The 15,249-nt window shown below is 69.7% G+C and carries 17 protein-coding genes; 12 read left to right on the forward strand and 5 right to left on the reverse strand.

The genetic code is table 11. The features are described from left to right. Nucleotides 1-3: 3 nt before the first annotated feature. Nucleotides 4-1,266, reverse strand: a complete 1,263-nt coding sequence (locus tag RCO38_RS04625; protein ID WP_308327111.1) for an SLC13 family permease — start codon at nt 1,264-1,266, stop codon at nt 4-6. A 99-nt stretch (nt 1,267-1,365) separates the two neighbouring features. On the opposite strand from RCO38_RS04625, the gene RCO38_RS04630 reads away from it, so the two are divergent. After that, the gene (locus tag RCO38_RS04630; RefSeq protein ID WP_308327112.1) at nt 1,366-1,788 is read left to right on the forward strand and encodes a PKD domain-containing protein; all 423 of its coding nucleotides are present in this window, start codon (nt 1,366-1,368) and stop codon (nt 1,786-1,788) included. 67 nt (nt 1,789-1,855) lie between these two features. Here the strand turns inward: RCO38_RS04630 and RCO38_RS04635 are convergent, their stop codons facing one another. Together RCO38_RS04635 and RCO38_RS04640 are read right to left on the reverse strand one after the other, a co-directional pair. Further along, nucleotides 1,856-2,845: an MBL fold metallo-hydrolase gene (locus tag RCO38_RS04635; protein WP_308327113.1), complete on the reverse strand. Its 990-nt coding sequence runs from the start codon at nt 2,843-2,845 to the stop codon at nt 1,856-1,858. 116 nt (nt 2,846-2,961) lie between these two features. Further along, nucleotides 2,962-3,561, reverse strand: coding sequence for a TetR/AcrR family transcriptional regulator (locus RCO38_RS04640; protein ID WP_308327114.1), 600 nt, complete (start codon nt 3,559-3,561; stop codon nt 2,962-2,964). A 42-nt stretch (nt 3,562-3,603) separates the two neighbouring features. On the opposite strand from RCO38_RS04640, the gene RCO38_RS04645 reads away from it, so the two are divergent. Beyond that, nucleotides 3,604-3,975: a TfoX/Sxy family protein gene (locus RCO38_RS04645; protein ID WP_308327115.1), complete on the forward strand. Its 372-nt coding sequence runs from the start codon at nt 3,604-3,606 to the stop codon at nt 3,973-3,975. A 25-nt stretch (nt 3,976-4,000) separates the two neighbouring features. Here the strand turns inward: RCO38_RS04645 and RCO38_RS04650 are convergent, their stop codons facing one another. Then, nucleotides 4,001-4,501 (reverse strand): DUF2917 domain-containing protein, encoded by a 501-nt coding sequence (locus RCO38_RS04650; RefSeq protein WP_308327116.1) that lies wholly within the window; start codon nt 4,499-4,501, stop codon nt 4,001-4,003. Between the two features lie 97 nt (nt 4,502-4,598). On the opposite strand from RCO38_RS04650, the gene RCO38_RS04655 reads away from it, so the two are divergent. Then, the gene (locus RCO38_RS04655; RefSeq protein ID WP_308327117.1) at nt 4,599-5,621 is read left to right on the forward strand and encodes a LysR substrate-binding domain-containing protein; all 1,023 of its coding nucleotides are present in this window, start codon (nt 4,599-4,601) and stop codon (nt 5,619-5,621) included. Nucleotides 5,622-5,684: 63 nt separating this feature from the next. Continuing rightward, complete coding sequence (locus RCO38_RS04660; protein WP_308327118.1) at nt 5,685-6,602, forward strand: DMT family transporter; 918 nt, start codon at nt 5,685-5,687, stop codon at nt 6,600-6,602. Here RCO38_RS04660 and RCO38_RS04665 read toward each other — a convergent pair. After that, nucleotides 6,599-7,231, reverse strand: coding sequence for a 5-formyltetrahydrofolate cyclo-ligase (locus RCO38_RS04665; RefSeq protein WP_308327119.1), 633 nt, complete (start codon nt 7,229-7,231; stop codon nt 6,599-6,601). The two genes, RCO38_RS04660 and RCO38_RS04665, sit on opposite strands and share 4 nt — an antisense overlap. 9 nt (nt 7,232-7,240) lie before the next feature. Here RCO38_RS04665 and RCO38_RS04670 point away from each other — a divergent pair, with 9 nt between their 5' ends. The 8 genes from RCO38_RS04670 (at nt 7,241) to RCO38_RS04705 (ending at nt 15,226) form a co-directional block, all read left to right on the forward strand. Continuing rightward, complete coding sequence (locus RCO38_RS04670; protein ID WP_308327120.1) at nt 7,241-9,229, forward strand: lytic transglycosylase domain-containing protein; 1,989 nt, start codon at nt 7,241-7,243, stop codon at nt 9,227-9,229. Beyond that, nucleotides 9,226-10,176 carry a complex I NDUFA9 subunit family protein gene (locus RCO38_RS04675; protein WP_308327121.1) on the forward strand — a complete coding sequence of 317 codons (951 nt, stop codon included), beginning with the start codon at nt 9,226-9,228 and terminating at the stop codon, nt 10,174-10,176. The genes RCO38_RS04670 and RCO38_RS04675 overlap by 4 nt, the downstream gene beginning before the upstream one ends. Nucleotides 10,177-10,240: 64 nt before the next feature. Further along, the gene (locus RCO38_RS04680) at nt 10,241-10,564 is read left to right on the forward strand and encodes a metal-sensitive transcriptional regulator (RefSeq protein WP_308327122.1); all 324 of its coding nucleotides are present in this window, start codon (nt 10,241-10,243) and stop codon (nt 10,562-10,564) included. Between the two features lie 98 nt (nt 10,565-10,662). Further along, nucleotides 10,663-11,349, forward strand: coding sequence for a glutathione S-transferase family protein (locus RCO38_RS04685; protein ID WP_308327123.1), 687 nt, complete (start codon nt 10,663-10,665; stop codon nt 11,347-11,349). A gap of 38 nt (nt 11,350-11,387) precedes the next feature. Next, nucleotides 11,388-12,701 (forward strand): multifunctional CCA addition/repair protein, encoded by a 1,314-nt coding sequence (locus tag RCO38_RS04690; RefSeq protein WP_308327124.1) that lies wholly within the window; start codon nt 11,388-11,390, stop codon nt 12,699-12,701. Nucleotides 12,702-12,710: 9 nt separating this feature from the next. Beyond that, complete coding sequence (locus RCO38_RS04695; RefSeq protein WP_308327125.1) at nt 12,711-13,121, forward strand: hypothetical protein; 411 nt, start codon at nt 12,711-12,713, stop codon at nt 13,119-13,121. 24 nt (nt 13,122-13,145) lie between these two features. Beyond that, nucleotides 13,146-13,856: a response regulator transcription factor gene (locus RCO38_RS04700; protein ID WP_308327126.1), complete on the forward strand. Its 711-nt coding sequence runs from the start codon at nt 13,146-13,148 to the stop codon at nt 13,854-13,856. After that, nucleotides 13,853-15,226, forward strand: coding sequence for a sensor histidine kinase (locus RCO38_RS04705; RefSeq protein ID WP_308327127.1), 1,374 nt, complete (start codon nt 13,853-13,855; stop codon nt 15,224-15,226). The genes RCO38_RS04700 and RCO38_RS04705 overlap by 4 nt, the downstream gene beginning before the upstream one ends. Nucleotides 15,227-15,249: the final 23 nt, after the last annotated feature.

A 15,249-nucleotide genomic window follows, 5' to 3' on the forward strand; every position in this document is an offset into this window, starting at 1 on the left:
ACCTCAGGCCAGCAGCCAGACCACCGCCAGCGACATCAGGGTCACGGGCAGACCGGTGACGACGTGCCGCTTCCAGTCCAGCACGATGCCCTCCCGGGCCGCGAGGTCGGCCACGATCAGGTTGGCGATCGAGCCCACCAGCAGCAGATTGCCCGCGAACGTGCTCACCAGCGCCAGCTGGGCGCCGGCCTGCTGGGGATCGGCCCCCAGGTGCGGCAACAGCAGCATCACCGCCGGCACGTTGGACACCAGGTTGGACAGCAGCGTGCCCAGCACCAGCAGGGGGCCGGGGTCGGTCAGGTGCACGCCCTGGGTGGCCAGCCAGGCGACCGCCTGGGCCGCCAGCCCGGTTTGCTCGAACGCGTGGTTGACGATGAACAACCCGATGAACAGCAGCAGCAGCTGCCAGTCGACCGAGCCCATCACGTCCGCCGAATGGAAGCGGCGGCTGAGCAGCAGCACGCCCGCGCCCACCAGCGCGGCCACGTCCCGGTGCCAGCCGGTGAACAGGAACACCCCCATCAGCACCAGCGCCACCGCCAGACCTTTGGCCGTCTGCCAGCGGTCAAACGGCGGTTCGTCTTCGACGCGCACGGTGCCACCGGCCACCGGCGCCACCGCGGCTGCCCCTACGCGGGCACCCGGACCATAGGCCAGCCAGGCCCAGAGCAGCGTCAGGCTGACGGCCACCGGCAGCAGGGCGTGCCGCATGTAGCCGTCGAACGGCAGGCGCAGCACCGAACCGATCAGCATGTTCTGCGGGTTGCCGATCAGGGTGGCGGCCGACCCGATGTTGGCGGCGCAGGCCAGGCCGATCAGGAACGGCACCGGATTGAGCCCACGCTGCAGGCAGAGGCGCGCGACCACCGGCGTCATGGCCAGGCAGACGATGTCGTTGGAAAACACGGCCGAGAGCCCGCCGGAGACCACGATCAGCGCGGCCAGCAGACCGGCCCGCGAGAGCGGAAGGCCGCCCACCCGGCGCGTGACCTCGGTGTAGAAGCCGCCCAGCCGCATCTGGGCCGACACCACCATGAACGCGAACAGCAACACGATCGTGGGCAGGTCCACCGACCGGGCCGCGTCCTCCACCGGGATGCCGGAAATCGCGATCACGGCGATCGCGCCCAGCAGCGCCACGCCGGACCGGTCCAGCTTCAGGCGCGGCAGGCCGCCGAGAAACATGCCGAGGTAAACGGTGGCGAACACCAGCACCACCCCCCACTCCGAGGGCGACGAGAAAAAGGAAGACAGCACAAGTGACATGAGAGGCTACAGATCGATACACGATTGTCGGCCCTTGTCTGGTAGCACCCCGCCCCCGAATGGGATTACCATCGTTGACCGACGATCCGGGAGCCCCCCATGACCACGTTCAGAAACCTGACCTTCTCGAAATTCCTGCTGGCCAGCTTCGCGGCGCTGGCGCTCACCGGCTGCCTGCCGGTGCCGATTTTCGAGGTCACCCCCAGCACCGCGCGGGCCGGTACCGAGCTGACCTTCGACGCCTCCGGATCGGTGGTCTCCAACATGCCCGAGGGCAACGTGGCGGTGGGCTGGTCCTGGAGCTTCGGCGACGGCAGCACCGCCAAGGGCGAGACGGTGACCCACACCTACGACAAGGCGGGCACCTACACCGTCAAGCTCACCGTCACCGACAGCGCCGGCCGCGAGGCCTCGATAGAGGAACGGCTGGACGTCAAGGAGGCACTGGTGATCGAGGACACCGGCAGCGACACCGAAGACACCGAGACGACCACTTCGACCACCACCACGACAACGCAATAGACCCGGGCGCACGCCACAAAAAAAAGCCGCTGTGTCCACAGCGGCTTTTTTCATCGCCAGCGAGGCATCAGGCCTGCAGCGACTGCCACATCTCCATGTCGCGCTCGGCCGTCCAGATGCGCGGGTTCTTGATGCCGCTGGCCTCGTCGTAGGCACGGCTGACGTCGAAAGGCAGGCAGTGTTCGTAGATGAACACGTGGCCGAACACCGGGTCCATGCTCTTGCGGGTGTGGGCCATCGCGGCCTTGAGGTCCATCTTGGCGGCCACCGCCTCCTGGCCAGCCAGGAACAGCGTGGTCACCCAGCGCTTCGTGTAGTCCAGCGCCTTGTTCACGTTGGCGTTGCCCTTCATGGCCTCGCCGCGGCCGGGCACGATGAACTCGGCGTTGAGCGCACGCAGGGCCTCCAGCGTGGCGGGCCACTCTTCCAGCTGGGCATCGCCGGTGTAGACGCCGGCCTCGTACTCGACCAGGTCGCCGCTGAACAGCACCTTCTCTTCTTCCACCCAGGCGATGGTGTCGCCGCGCGTGTGGCCGTGGCCAGGGCTCCAGATCTGCACCACCACACCGCCGAGGTTGATCGACAGCTTGCCCGGCTTCTCGCCCTTGGTCGGGTCTCCGCCGCCGATCACCATGCTCGGCCAGGTCAGGCCCGGCACCGAGTCGGCGCCGCGGAACAGGCGCGGGAAACGCTCCATCTCGCTCTTCATGTCCTGCGCGCCGCGCTCCTGGATCAGCTCCAGCGTGCCCTGGCTGGCGATGATCTCGGTCGCACCTTCGGCGAAGTAGGCGCTGGCGCCGAGCACGCGCACCGCGTGGTAGTGCGTCAGCAGCACGTACTTGATCGGCTTGTCGGAAACGGTGCGGATCTGGCGGATCAGATCCTGCGCCATGGCCGGGGTGGCGGTGGCGTCGCTGACCATGATGAAGTCGTCGCCGATGATCACACCGGAGTTCGGATCGCCCTCGGCGGTGTAGGCCCAGCAGTGCGGGCTCAGCTGTTCAAAGGTGGTCTTCTTGTCCTGCAGATCGGCCTGTGAGGCGAAGGCTTTGCTCATGGGGTGGTCTCCTGTGGGAATGGTCGGCATCGGGCGCCGGGGCGCGAACCAGAGAATTTTACCTAATCGAAATGAATTACGGATGGGTAAATCAATAACCCCGTGCCGCGCCGGGGTCAGCCCCCGAGCCCCTGTTCCAGCACGGCCACCACCTCGTCGGCGAAGGCGGCGTAACTCATCGGCCCGCCCGGGCGCAGCCAGGTGAAGGTCCAGTTGATCATGCCGAACAGCATCATGGTCAGCGCGGTCTGGTTGGCCGGCGTCATCCGCTCCGGGTAGGCGCGCCGGATGAACCGGGTGAAGGCCGCCACCACGTCGCGCTGGCGGTTGAGGATCAGCTCGCGCTGCGTGTCGCCGAGGAACTTGGTGTCGGACACCAGAGCCACATGGCGGGTGGCCGAGCTTTCGTATTCGGAGAGAAAGGATCGCACCAGCGCATGCAGGGCCTCGCGTTCGCTGAGGTTCTGGCGCTGGGCATGGGCCTCGGCCTCGCCGATCAGCGCCAGCAGGCGCTGGGTGTAGCGGTCCAGCAGGTCGAACAGGATCGCTTCCTTGCTCTCGTAGTAGTGGTAGAGCCGCGCCTTGCTGGTGCCACAGGCGGTGGCGATGTCGTTCATGCTCGCGGCAGGGAAGCTCTGGCGGGCGAAGCATTGGGCGGACACATCGAGGATTTCCTCGCGCTTGAGATCGTGGGAGGCGGATTTCGGTCGGGCCATGGGGAGATTGTCCACCTCCGCGCGCTTGTCTACGATGCGCACATGGCCACGAAACCCATCACCGACCCGTTTGTGCTCCACGCCTGCGAGCTGCTGTCGGGCCTGGGCCCGGTCAAGGCGACGCGGATGTTCGGCGGCTACGGGCTGGCGGTGGACGGCATGAACGTGGCGATCATTGCCTGGGACACGCTGTTCCTCAAGACCAACGCCGAGACCGCACCCCGCTTCCTGGCCGAGGGCGCCCGGGCGTTCGAGTACGAGGCCCGGGGCAAGACCCTGAGTCTGCACTACCACACGCCACCCGAAGAGGCTCTCGAATCGCCGGCCCTGATGGCGCCCTGGGCGCGGCTGGCGCTGCAGGCGGCGGTCGCGGCACGTCAGCCGGCGTCCCGTCGCCGGGCGAAGCGCTCCTGAGCGCTTCCCCGGCGCGCGAGGTCTGTCAGCGCAGGCACTCCAGCGGCGACAACACGCGACCGCGGCCGGCCACCAGGAATTCGCTGTAGCCCAGCAGGCCGCGCGCCACCCGGACCAGGGCCCAGGCCGCCTGACCGAAGGCGGCCGCCGCCTCGCGCAGCGGCGCCCGCACCTCGCGGCCGAAGCGGCTGTCCTGCACCGGCGGGGCACCCGACCAGTCGAAGCAGACCGGCCCGTCCGACTCGCGCCGCGACAGCGGCTCCATCACCAGCCGGGCGCCGGCGGGCACCACCATCGATTCGCCGTCCTTCAGGAAGCGGTCGCCCGAGGCCTGCGGCGACAGGGCGCCCGGTTCACCCAGGGTCACCCACACCGGGCCGCGGTGGATGCGCAGCACCGAGGTTTCCTTCGGGCGCAGGCTCATGGCATGGCCGGGGTGCAGGCGCCAGGCGCCCGCCGGGCGGAACGAGGACACGGATGAGGAAGCAGCGGATGAGTACATGATGGACTCCAGTGACGACAGCATGGGGGTCATCTTCCGTGTTGCGGCGCCGCACGTCCAATGAAATGGGGCTAAGCTATTGATTCGTCCACCGCATCAATCCAGACCACACCGTCCGCCCATGTCCCAGGCCCTCACCCCCAGCCATCCACGCACCCGGCCGATCTCTGCGGGCCACCTGCGCGCCTTCGAGGCGGTGGCCCGACACCTCAATTTCCGCGCCGCCGCCGAGGAACTTTCCCTCACACAGAGCGCGGTCAGCCGGCAGATCCAGTCGCTGGAGGACGAAGTCGGTTCGGCCCTGTTCCTGCGCCACACGCGCTCGGTGGAGCTGACCGGCGCCGGCACCATCCTGCTGCGCGCGGCGGGCTCCGCGCTGGAGCGGATTGATGCGGCCGTGCGGCAGATCCGGCAAAGCGCCGGGCGCCGCAGCGTGGCCATCACCACCTGGGCGTCGTTCGCTTCGATGTGGCTGATTCCGCGCCTCGAAGCCTTCCAGCGCGAACACCCGGACATCGACATCCGCATCGACGCCACGGACGCCGCGGTCGACCTGGCCACCGCGGACGTCGACCTGGCGCTGCGCTACGCGGTGCCTGAAGCCATCGCTGCCGGCGCCGTGCGGCTGTTCGGCGAACAGCTCACGCCGGTGGCCAGCCCCTGGCTGCTGCGCGAACACCGCATCGCCACGCTGGACGACCTGGCCAAGGTCACGCTGATCGAGGCCGGCGACGCGCACCGCACCCGCCACCTCGAATACCTCACCTGGCAGCGCTGGCTGGACCACTACGCCCCCACCCCCACGGGCATCGCCCGCGCGCGCAGCAAGGCGCGCCTGAGCCCGCAGCGCTGGCTGTACTTCAACTACGCCAGCCAGATCGTGCAGGCCGCCCTCACCGGCCAGGGCGTGGCGCTGGCGCGCATGCCCCTGGTGGCCGAGAGCCTGGCCAGCGGCGACCTGGTCGAGCCGCTGCCGGCCATGCGGCTGGACTCGCCCCTGGTCTACTGGCTGGTGCTGGCGCCGCGCAGCAAGACGCGGCCGGAGGTCAAGGCCTTCTGCGACTGGCTGCTCAGGGAAGCCGAAAGAACACGGCAGGCCATCGGCGACCTGCCCGACCCGGACACGGTGGACCACATCGACTGATCCCCAGTGGTGCCCGCCCGGATCCGCGGCTCGGGCACACTGCGCCGCTTTGCTTCTTTGCCCATGACTTCCGCCGCCCAGCACGCCCAAGGCAATCTCCGCAGCATCGTCAACATGATGCTGGCGGTGATGTTCTTTTCGCTCATGGACGCGGTGCTCAAGACCCTCTCGGCGCACTACCCGCCGCTGCAGATGGCCTGTCTGCGCGGCCTGACCGCGCTGCCGCTGGTGCTGGCCTGGATCCAGTGGCGCCGCGGCTGGGGACGGCTGCGCAAGCTGCGCTGGTCGCTGCACATCCTGCGCGGTTGCCTGGGCATCACCATGCTCGCGCTGTTCACGCGTGGCGTGAGCGAACTGCCGCTGTCGGCCACCTACACCATCTTCTTCATCGCCCCGCTGCTGATCACCGCGCTGTCGGTGCCCGTGCTCAAGGAACGGGTGCCCCGGGCGCACTGGTGGGCCATCGGCGTGGGCTTCGTCGGCGTGCTGGTGGCCATCCGTCCCAGCGGCGGCGACCTGCAGGCCGGTTTCGCCACCACCGGCGGCCTGGCCGTGATGACCGCGGCCTTCTGCTACGCCGTGGCCGCGGTGGCGGGGCGCCTGCTCAGCCGCACCGACAGCACCGAATCGCTGATCCTGACCATGATGATCTTCATGAGCGTCGGCGGCGGCCTGCTGGCCTGGTCGAACTGGAAGCCGGTGTCGATGGACCATGCCGCGCTGCTGCTGGCGCTGGCCATCACCGGTTTTCTGGGCCAGCTCACCATCAACGAAGCCTTCCGCAGCGGCCAGGCCAGCGCCGTGGCACCGTTTGAATACACCGCGCTGGCCTGGGGCGTAGGGCTGGACTGGCTGATCTGGCAGACCCTGCCCGAGGCCCACACCTGGTTCGGCGCCGCCATCATCGTCGGCAGCGGTCTCTACCTGGTGCGGCGCGAGAAGCGCATCAGCGAGGTGCACGCCTCAGCGGAACACCCTTAGCCCTTGATGGGCCACATCACGCCTGTGTCGGACAGGATCGCGTCCAGCGGCACGTCGTGGACTTCCGGCTGCAGTTCGGGCAGGTAGGCGAAGTCGTAGCCCAGGCCGACGGTGAAAGGTTTGGGCCGCAGCGAGGCCAGGGTGCGGTCGTAGAAGCCGCCGCCGTAGCCCAGGCGGTAGCCCCCGGGCCCGAAACCCACGCAGGGCACGAAGATGAGCGTGGGCTCGATGATCTCGGTGTCCTTGGGCTTCGGAATGCCGAAGGCGTCTTCCTCCATGGGGCAGCCGGGGTACCAGCTGTAGAAGGTCAGCGTCTTGTCGACCTTGTTGACCACCGGCAGGCCGATGCGGCGGTGGCGCGCGGCGCTCTGGGCGTCCTCTTCGAGCCCCGCTTCCTGCCAGCGGAACAGCGCCGGCAGCGGGTCGAACTCGCCCTTGATCGGCCAGTAGGCCCCGATCACGGTGTCGGGCCGGTGGATCAGCCAGACCCGCATCACGCGCTGCAGCAGGTCGTTGCGCCAGGCGCGGTCCGCGAGATTCTGCCGCTTGTCGATCAGCCGCTTGCGCCAGGCGGCTTTGGTGCCTTGGGAGGCCGGGTCTTTCGCGGTGCCGGAGGGGTTGTTGTCCATAATCGACGCATGAGATTGATGCGCGTGAAACAGGGGCTGTTGCCCATTATGGCCGCGCTGCTGATGCAGGGACCGGTCCGGGCGCAGACCAGTGCGGACGCTGCCCTGCTGGAGATGCGCGACGCCTTCCGGCGCAATGCCACCCCCACCCTGACCGCCCTGCTGTGGCGAGTGCGGGGCCATGTGCTTGAACCGATGGCGGTGTACTGGGAGGCCAAGGCCCGCCTCGAGTCGGCGCCGGCGTCCGACGTGCGAGCCGCCCTGGACCGCATGGCCGGCAGCTACTGGGAGGACCGGCTGCGCAACGACTGGCTGCTGCAACTGGGCAGACAACGCGACTGGACCACCTTCGAGGCCGAGCTGCCCCGCTACCGCATGAACGACGACCGGCAGGTGCAGTGCTACGCGCTGATGCTCGATGCGGCCGCCCGACGCAAGCCTTCGGAAGAGGCGACCCAGGAAGTGGCCCGCCTCTGGCATGCGCAGCGCGAGGCCGACGACGCCTGCGCGACCGCGGCCAAGGCCTTCCTCGACAGCGGCCACCTGCGACCCGAGGCCGCCTGGCAGCGCGCACGCCTGGCCATGGAAGCCGGCCGCACGGCGGCCGCGGTGCAGGCGGTGAACCTGCTCAATCCCGACTGGGTGCCGACGGTGCACGCGATCGCCACCGACCCGGCGCGCTACCTCGACGAGAAGTTCACCGCCATCCGGCCGCGCACCAAGGAGCTGGTGACGCTTGCCATCATCCGGCTGGCCAGCCAGGACGCTGCGGCGGCGGCGCTCGAGATGGACCACACGCGCTGGAAGGCGCAGCTCACCACCGAAGAGCGCAGCTGGGTCTGGGGCGTGATCGGCAAGCGCATGGCCCAGTCGCTGCAGGGCGACGCGCTGGCGGCGTTCGCCAACGGCAGCGACCGCCACATGGCGCCCGACCACCTGGCATGGAAGGCCCGCGCCGGCCTGCGCGCGGGCGCCTGGGGCCACGTCCGGGACGCGATCGCAGCCATGGACGAGGCGCAGCGCCAGGAGCCGGCCTGGGTCTACTGGCGCGCGCGCGCCACGCAGGCCTTGCGCGAACCGGATGTGCTGACGGCGCAGATCGTCGCCAGCGGACTCTACCGCTCCATCGCCTCGCACCAGGGCTTCTACGAACTGCTCGCGCTGGAAGAGCTAGGCCACAGCGTCGGCACGCCGCCGGCGCCCGCGCCCCTCACACCGCAGGAACTGGCGGCCGCCCAGACCCATCCGGGGCTGCAGCGCGCGCTGGCCGCCATCCGTCTGGGCCTGCGCAGCGAAGGTGTGCGCGAGTGGAACTACACCACCAACCTGCACACGCGTGGCGGCATGGGCGACCGCGAACTGCTGGCTGCCGCCGCGCTGGCCTGCCAGTACGAGATCTGGGACCGCTGCATCAACACCAGTGAACGCACGCGCAGCGTGCAGGACCAGACCCAGCGTTTTCCCATGCCGTTCCGCGCGCAGGTGCTGCGGCGCACGGCCGAGATCGGGCTGGACCCGGCCTACGTCTATGGCCTGATCCGCCAGGAGAGCCGCTTCGTCTCCGACGCGCGGTCGGGCGTGGGCGCTTCAGGCCTGATGCAGGTCATGCCGGCCACGGCCCGCTGGACCGCCCGCAAGATCGGCCTGACCGACTTCCAGTCGCACCAGATCACCGACCGCGACACCAACATCCTGATCGGCACCGCCTACCTCAAGCTCGCACTGGACGACCTGGACGGCTCGATGCCGCTGGCCGCCGCCGCCTACAACGCGGGGCCGGCCCGCGCCCGCGCCTGGCGCCAGGGACCGGTGCTGGCCGGTGAGGTCTGGGCCGAGAACATCCCGTTCGAAGAGACCCGCGACTATGTGAAGAAGGTGCTGGCCAACACCACGCACTACGCCAGCCTGATCACCGGACAGCCGCAATCGCTGCGCGCCCGGCTCGGGGTCGTCGGCCCACCGGCCCGCCAGGACAGCTACAACCGGGAGCTTCCGTGAAACAGGTGCTGGTCCTCGGTGGCACCGGGTTCGTGGGGCGGCATCTGTGCGAGAAGCTCCAGCGTGCAGGCTGGCAGACCACCGTGCCCACCCGGCGCGCGACCAACGCATCGGCCGTGCAGCACCTGCCGCGGCTGACCGTGGTCGAAGCCTCGGTGCACGACGAAGCCACGCTGGCCCGGCTGATGTCCGGTCACGACGCGGTGGTGAACCTCGTAGCCATCCTGCACGGCGATCAGACCGCCTTCGAGCGCGCGCACGTGCAACTGCCCGCCACCATCGCCCGCGCCTGCCAGGCCAGCGGCGTGCGCCGGCTGGTGCACATCAGCGCGCTGGGCGCCCAGCTCGACGGGCCATCGATGTACCAGCGCAGCAAGGCCCGCGGCGAGGAGGTGCTGCGGTCCGCCGGACTGGCACTGAGCATCCTGCGTCCCAGCGTGATCTTCGGTGACGGCGACCGCTTCCTGAACCTGTTCGCGCGCCTGCAAACGGTGTTCCCCGTGATGCCGCTGGCCGGCGCCCGCACGCGCTTCCAGCCGGTCTGGGTGGAAGACGTCGCCGACGCCGTGATCGCCTGCCTGCGCGACACCGGCCTGCCCCGCAGCAGCGTCGGCCAGACCTTTGAATGCGCCGGCCCCGAGGTGCTCACGCTCGCCGAACTGGTGCGGCTGGCCGGACGTCTGGGCAGCCGCGAGCGGCTGGTGCTGCCGGTGCCCACTGCGCTCGGCCGCCTGCAGGCCCTGGCCATGGAATGCCTGCCGGGCGAGCCGCTGATGAGCCGCGACAACCTCGACTCGATGGCGGTCGACAACGTCGCCACCAGCCAGTGGCCCGGGCTGTCGTCGCTGGGCATCGTGCCGCGGTCGGTGCACTCGGTGGCCCCGCTGTACCTGGGGCGGCAGGCGGTGCGCCAGCGCCTGGACCGTCTGCGCAGCGGCGGACGCTGAGGCAGCAGCCTGCGTCCGCGCTTTTTTGGCACACTCTTGCGCTCATTCATACACGAGAGACACCATGGCCAGCACCACCGCCAAGACCAGACCGACCGCCGCCAGCGACGCCACGGCGGCCACCTTCCGCTCGGAGCACCAGCGCGATGTGGTCAACCGCCTCAAGCGCATCGAGGGCCAGGTGCGCGGACTCATCGACATGGTCGAAAGCGGCCGCTCGTGCGAAGACGTGGCCCAGCAGATGTCGGCCGCACGCAAGGCCATGGACAAGGCCTTCTATCGCATGATGGCCTGCTCGGTCATGGAAGCGGTGTCGAGTTCGGAATCGGAAGAACAGACGATCCGCGAGGTCGAGCGCTCGACCCGCATCCTCGAAAAGTACGCCTGAGTCATCCACCGCCTGGCGGCGAATCAATCGGGCCCTTCTTTGTCATCAATGGCGCGTGGCCTGGGCCCTACCATGCAGGCTCTCAACCGGAGGAACCCATGGCATTGCAGCTTTACATCGGCAACAAGAACTACTCGTCCTGGTCCATGCGCCCCTGGGTGCTGCTGACCGGCGCCGGCATCCCCTTTGAAGAAAAGATGGTGCGCTTCGATTCCTTCGATGCGCAGTCCGCCTTCAAGTCCGTGGTCGCCGCCATCAACCCGGTGGGCAAGGTGCCGGTGCTGGTGGACGACGGCTTCGCGGTGTGGGACACACTGGCCATCGCCGAGTACCTGGCCGAACGCTTCGCCGAAAAGCAGCTCTGGCCAGCCGACCCGAAAGCCCGTGCCCGGGCCCGCAGCGTCTGCGCCGAGATGCACAGCGGCTTCTCCGCCCTGCGCAACCACTGTCCGATGAATGTCGAGGCCTCGCTGCCCGAGATCGGGCGCATCGTCTGGCGCGACCAGGCCGGCGTGCGCGCCGACGTGGCGCGGCTCGAGGCCATGTGGACCGCCCTGCTGGACGAACACGGCGGGCCCATGCTGTTCGGCCACTTCGGCATCGCCGACGCCTACTTCGCCCCGGTCTGCTCGCGCATCCGCAGCTACGCCCTGCCGGTGAGCCCCACAGTGGCAGCGTACGTGGACCGCGTGCACCAACTGCCAGCCGTGCAGGCCTGGGTCCAGCAGGCGCTGGCCGAACACGACTTCATCGGCTTCGACGAGCCGTACCGGGCAGGGCCGTAGTCCCCACGCGCCGCCGCCCCGCGGCCTACACTAGGCCGATGGACATCTATCTGGTGGGTGGCGCGGTGCGCGACGCCCTGCTCGCTCGCGACACGGCCACGGCCGCCCATGTGGACCGCGACTGGGTGGTCGTGGGCGCCACGCCCGAGGCCATGGCCGCCAGCGGCTTTCTGCCGGTCGGCAAGGACTTCCCGGTCTTCCTGCACCCGCGGACGCACGAGGAATACGCGCTCGCCCGCACCGAGCGCAAAACCGCCCCCGGCTACCACGGCTTCGCTTTCCACACCGACCCCGGCGTGACGCTGGAAGAGGATCTGGCGCGGCGCGACCTGACCATCAACGCGATGGCGGTGGCGCAGGCCGAGGCCGACGACCCGGCCGGTGCCGCGCTGATCGACCCCCACGGCGGCCTGCACGACCTGCGCCACCGCGTGCTGCGCCACGTGACCGGGGCTTTCGCCGAAGATCCGGTGCGCATCCTGCGGCTGGCGCGCTTCGCCGCCCGCTTCCCCGATTTCACGGTCGCGCCCGACACCCGGGCGCTGATGGTGCGCATGGTCGACCACGGCGAGGTCGACCACCTCGTGCCCGAGCGCGTCTGGCAGGAACTCTCGCGCGGCCTGATGGAACAGCGGCCCAGCCGCATGTTCGAGGTGCTCAGGGACTGCGGCGCGCTGGCGCGTCTGCTGCCCGAAGTGGACCGGCTCTGGGGCGTGCCGCAGCGCGCCGAGTACCACCCCGAGGTCGACACCGGCGTGCACCTGATGATGGTGCTCGACATGGCCGCACGCCTGGGCACCAGCCTGCCGGTGCGCTTCGCCTGCCTGTGCCACGACCTGGGCAAAGGCACGACGCCGGCCGATGTGCTGCCGCGCCACATCGGCCACGAAGAGCGCAGCGCCCGCCTGCTCAAGAACGTGTGCGAGCGCTGGCGGGTGCCACGCGAATGCCGCGAACTGGCCGACGTGGTGGCGCGCGAACACGGCAACATCCACCGCAGCGAAGGCCTCGGCCCAGCGGCGCTGCTGCGGCTGCTGGAGCGCTGCGACGCGATCCGCCGCCCGGAGCGCTTTGACGACGTGCTGCTGGCCTGCGAGTGCGACGCCCGGGGGCGCCTTGGTTTCGGGGAACAGGCCTATCCCCAGCGCGAACGCTTGCAGCGGGCGCTGCACGCGGCGCAGACGGTCGACAGCGGGGTCATTGCGCGCGAGGTGATGCAGCAGATCGGGCGATCGCGCGAGAATGCGGCCGATCCGCCCGCGGCCGACGCCGGCCCGCGCATCGCCCAGGCCCTGCAGGCCGCCCGTGCGGCGGCGGTGGCGCAGGCGCTGAAAGCGGAGAGCCCGACCTAGGAGACGGCCATGGCCCAGCGCAACCCGTTCAACCCCACCCTGGCCGACGGCATCCGCCGCTACGGGTTCCGCAAGTGGTACGAACGGGAACTGCTGTCCAGCCATGCCCACATGGCGCTGGCGCTGCTGGCTTCGGTGGCCCTCATCGCGAGCTTCGAGGCCTTCCAGGGCGGCACCTGGGAGGAGAAACTGCTGGACACGGGCTTCGTGCTGGCCTGTGCCGCGATCGCGCTGTGGGCGCTGCGCCGCTACCTCTACCTGCTGCTGCACGCCGAAGAAATGGCCAACCAGGCCAGCTGCGGCCAGTGCAAGGCCTACGGCCTGCTGCTGGTGCCGGACGACGCACACAGCGATGCGCGGCGGCTGGTGCCGGTCTGCTGCAAACGCTGCGGATTCCGCTGGGACATGCAGGACGACTGAGCCGCTCGCCGGATAATCGGGCGCATGGCCCATTTGCTGATTGTTGAAGACGACGAACTGCTGCGCGACGGCCTGAGCGCCCAGCTCATGCAGGCCGGCCACCGCATCGACACCGCGGTCGATGGCGAACAGGCGCTCAGCCGCCTGGACACCGAGGCCTACGAAGGGGTGGTGCTCGACCTGGGGCTGCCCCGGGTCGACGGCCTGACCGTGCTGCGCCGCCTGCGCCAGCGCCTGCCGGCGCTGCCGGTGCTCATCCTGACCGCGCGCGACGGCATCGAGGACCGGGTCGAAGGCCTGAACGCCGGGGCCGACGACTACCTCACCAAACCCTTCAACCGCGACGAACTGCTGGCGCGCCTGCAGTCCATGTTGCGCCGCGCCAGCCTGCCGGCCTTCGGCCCCAGTCCGCAGGTGCCGGCCCCGCCGCCGCCCGCCCCGGGCACGTTGCGGCTGGACCCGGTGCTGCCCCGCGCCTGGCTCGGCAACGAGGCGATCGACCTGACCCAGCGCGAGTGGTCGCTGCTGGACCTGCTGGTGCGGCACAGCGGCCAGGTGGTCAGCCGCGAGGACGTGCTCGCGGCCTGGCAGTCCGATCCCGGAGAGGGTGGCGTGGCGTCCAACGCGCTGGAGGTGTACGTGCACCGCCTGCGCCGCAAGCTCGCCGGCTCGACGCTGAACATTCGCAACATCCGCGGCCTGGGGTACCTGCTCGAAAACACCGGCGCGCCATGACGGCCGCCACCACCACCCGCCTCTCGCTGCGGCGCCAGCTGCTGCTGTGGCTGCTGCTGCCACAGCTGGTGCTCTGGGCCGGCGGCGGTCTGCTGGCTTACCGCATCGCGCTGTCCTACGCTGAAAAGGGCATCGACCAGTCGCTCACGCAGTCGGTGCGCGCGCTGGCGCGCCAGGTCAAACCCATCGGCTCGGGCCTGCTGATCGACTTTCCGCGCGCGGCCCAGGACGTGCTGGAACAGGACCCCAAGGACCGCATCAGTTACATGGTGTCCTCGCCGCCGGGCCAGTTCCTGCTGGGCAACCAGACCCTGCCGCAGCCGGCCGAGGGCACGGTCGGCACCGAGGAACCCCTGCTCTATGCCTCCGAGATCGACGGCAAGCCGCTGCGCATCGTGGCACTGGACGTCAACTATGGCGAGGACAATGCGCCGCAGACCCTGCGCGTGCAGGTGGGCAAGAGCCTGGCGGTGCAGCAGCGCATCGCGCGGGAGCTGATCGCCGACATGCTGGCGCCGCTGCTGGCCGCCGGCGTGCTGCTGAGCCTGGCGGTGTACGGCGGCATCCAGCGCGGCCTGGCGCCGCTGACGCGGCTGACGGCGCAGCTGGAGAACCGCTCGGTCAACGCGCTCTCGCCCATCGGCATGACGCAGGCGCCCAACGAGGTGCACGCCCTGGTGCAGGCCATCAACGGTCTGCTGGACGAGGTGGCGCGCAACGTGAACCAGGAGAAGCGCTTCATCAACGACGCCGCCCACCAGCTGCGCACCCCGCTGGCCGGGCTGATCAGCCAGGTGGAATTGGCGCAGCGGGAAAACGCCGACCCGGTGTTGGGCGCACGCCTGACCAAGGTACGCACCGGCGCCGAGCGCAGCGCCCACCTGGTGCACCAGCTGCTCACGCTGGCCCGCACCGAAACCACGGCACGGCGCGAGCCGCTGGACCTGGCCGCCCTGGCGCGCGATGTGGCGCGGGAGTGGACGCCGCGCGCGGTGTCCGAGGGCGTGGACCTGGGTTTCGAGGGCGAAGAACACCGCATGGTCCAGGGCGACGCCCTGCAGCTGCGGGAGGCCATGGCCAACCTGATCGACAACGCCCTGCGCTACACACCGCGCGGCAGCGCGGTGACGCTCAAGGTCGAAGCCGACGGCGAGCGCACGCGCCTGCTGGTGGAGGACAACGGCCCCGGCCTGTCCGAGGCCGACATGTCCCATGTGTTCCAGCGCTTCTGGCGCGCCAGCGAGCTGCCGGGCGGTTGCGGCCTGGGGCTGGCCATCGTGCAGGAGATCGCCCGCCGCCACGGCGGCGAGGCGACGGCTGAAAACATGCAGCCCCATGGGCTGCGGATCACGTTGAACTTGACGGCCTGACGATCCAGCGGCGGAGCGTGGAG

Source organism: Hydrogenophaga pseudoflava (assembly GCF_031020795.1).
GTDB lineage: Bacteria > Pseudomonadota > Gammaproteobacteria > Burkholderiales > Burkholderiaceae_C > Hydrogenophaga > Hydrogenophaga pseudoflava_A.

Bases quoted from the DNA above. Each gene is read 5' to 3' on its own strand.
- RCO38_RS04635 (WP_308327113.1), bottom strand. From the start codon at position 2,845: ATGAGCAAAGCCTTCGCCTCACAGGCCGATCTGCAGGACAAGAAGACC.
- RCO38_RS04645 (WP_308327115.1), top strand. From the start codon at position 3,604: ATGGCCACGAAACCCATCACCGACCCGTTTGTGCTCCACGCCTGCGAG.
- RCO38_RS04625 (WP_308327111.1), bottom strand. From the start codon at position 1,266: ATGTCACTTGTGCTGTCTTCCTTTTTCTCGTCGCCCTCGGAGTGGGGG.
- RCO38_RS04685 (WP_308327123.1), top strand. From the start codon at position 10,663: ATGGCATTGCAGCTTTACATCGGCAACAAGAACTACTCGTCCTGGTCC.
- RCO38_RS04640 (WP_308327114.1), bottom strand. From the start codon at position 3,561: ATGGCCCGACCGAAATCCGCCTCCCACGATCTCAAGCGCGAGGAAATC.
- RCO38_RS04705 (WP_308327127.1), top strand. From the start codon at position 13,853: ATGACGGCCGCCACCACCACCCGCCTCTCGCTGCGGCGCCAGCTGCTG.
- RCO38_RS04690 (WP_308327124.1), top strand. From the start codon at position 11,388: ATGGACATCTATCTGGTGGGTGGCGCGGTGCGCGACGCCCTGCTCGCT.
- RCO38_RS04680 (WP_308327122.1), top strand. From the start codon at position 10,241: ATGGCCAGCACCACCGCCAAGACCAGACCGACCGCCGCCAGCGACGCC.
- RCO38_RS04665 (WP_308327119.1), bottom strand. From the start codon at position 7,231: ATGGACAACAACCCCTCCGGCACCGCGAAAGACCCGGCCTCCCAAGGC.
- RCO38_RS04700 (WP_308327126.1), top strand. From the start codon at position 13,146: ATGGCCCATTTGCTGATTGTTGAAGACGACGAACTGCTGCGCGACGGC.
- RCO38_RS04650 (WP_308327116.1), bottom strand. From the start codon at position 4,501: ATGCTGTCGTCACTGGAGTCCATCATGTACTCATCCGCTGCTTCCTCA.
- RCO38_RS04660 (WP_308327118.1), top strand. From the start codon at position 5,685: ATGACTTCCGCCGCCCAGCACGCCCAAGGCAATCTCCGCAGCATCGTC.
- RCO38_RS04670 (WP_308327120.1), top strand. From the start codon at position 7,241: ATGAGATTGATGCGCGTGAAACAGGGGCTGTTGCCCATTATGGCCGCG.
- RCO38_RS04695 (WP_308327125.1), top strand. From the start codon at position 12,711: ATGGCCCAGCGCAACCCGTTCAACCCCACCCTGGCCGACGGCATCCGC.
- RCO38_RS04655 (WP_308327117.1), top strand. From the start codon at position 4,599: ATGTCCCAGGCCCTCACCCCCAGCCATCCACGCACCCGGCCGATCTCT.
- RCO38_RS04630 (WP_308327112.1), top strand. From the start codon at position 1,366: ATGACCACGTTCAGAAACCTGACCTTCTCGAAATTCCTGCTGGCCAGC.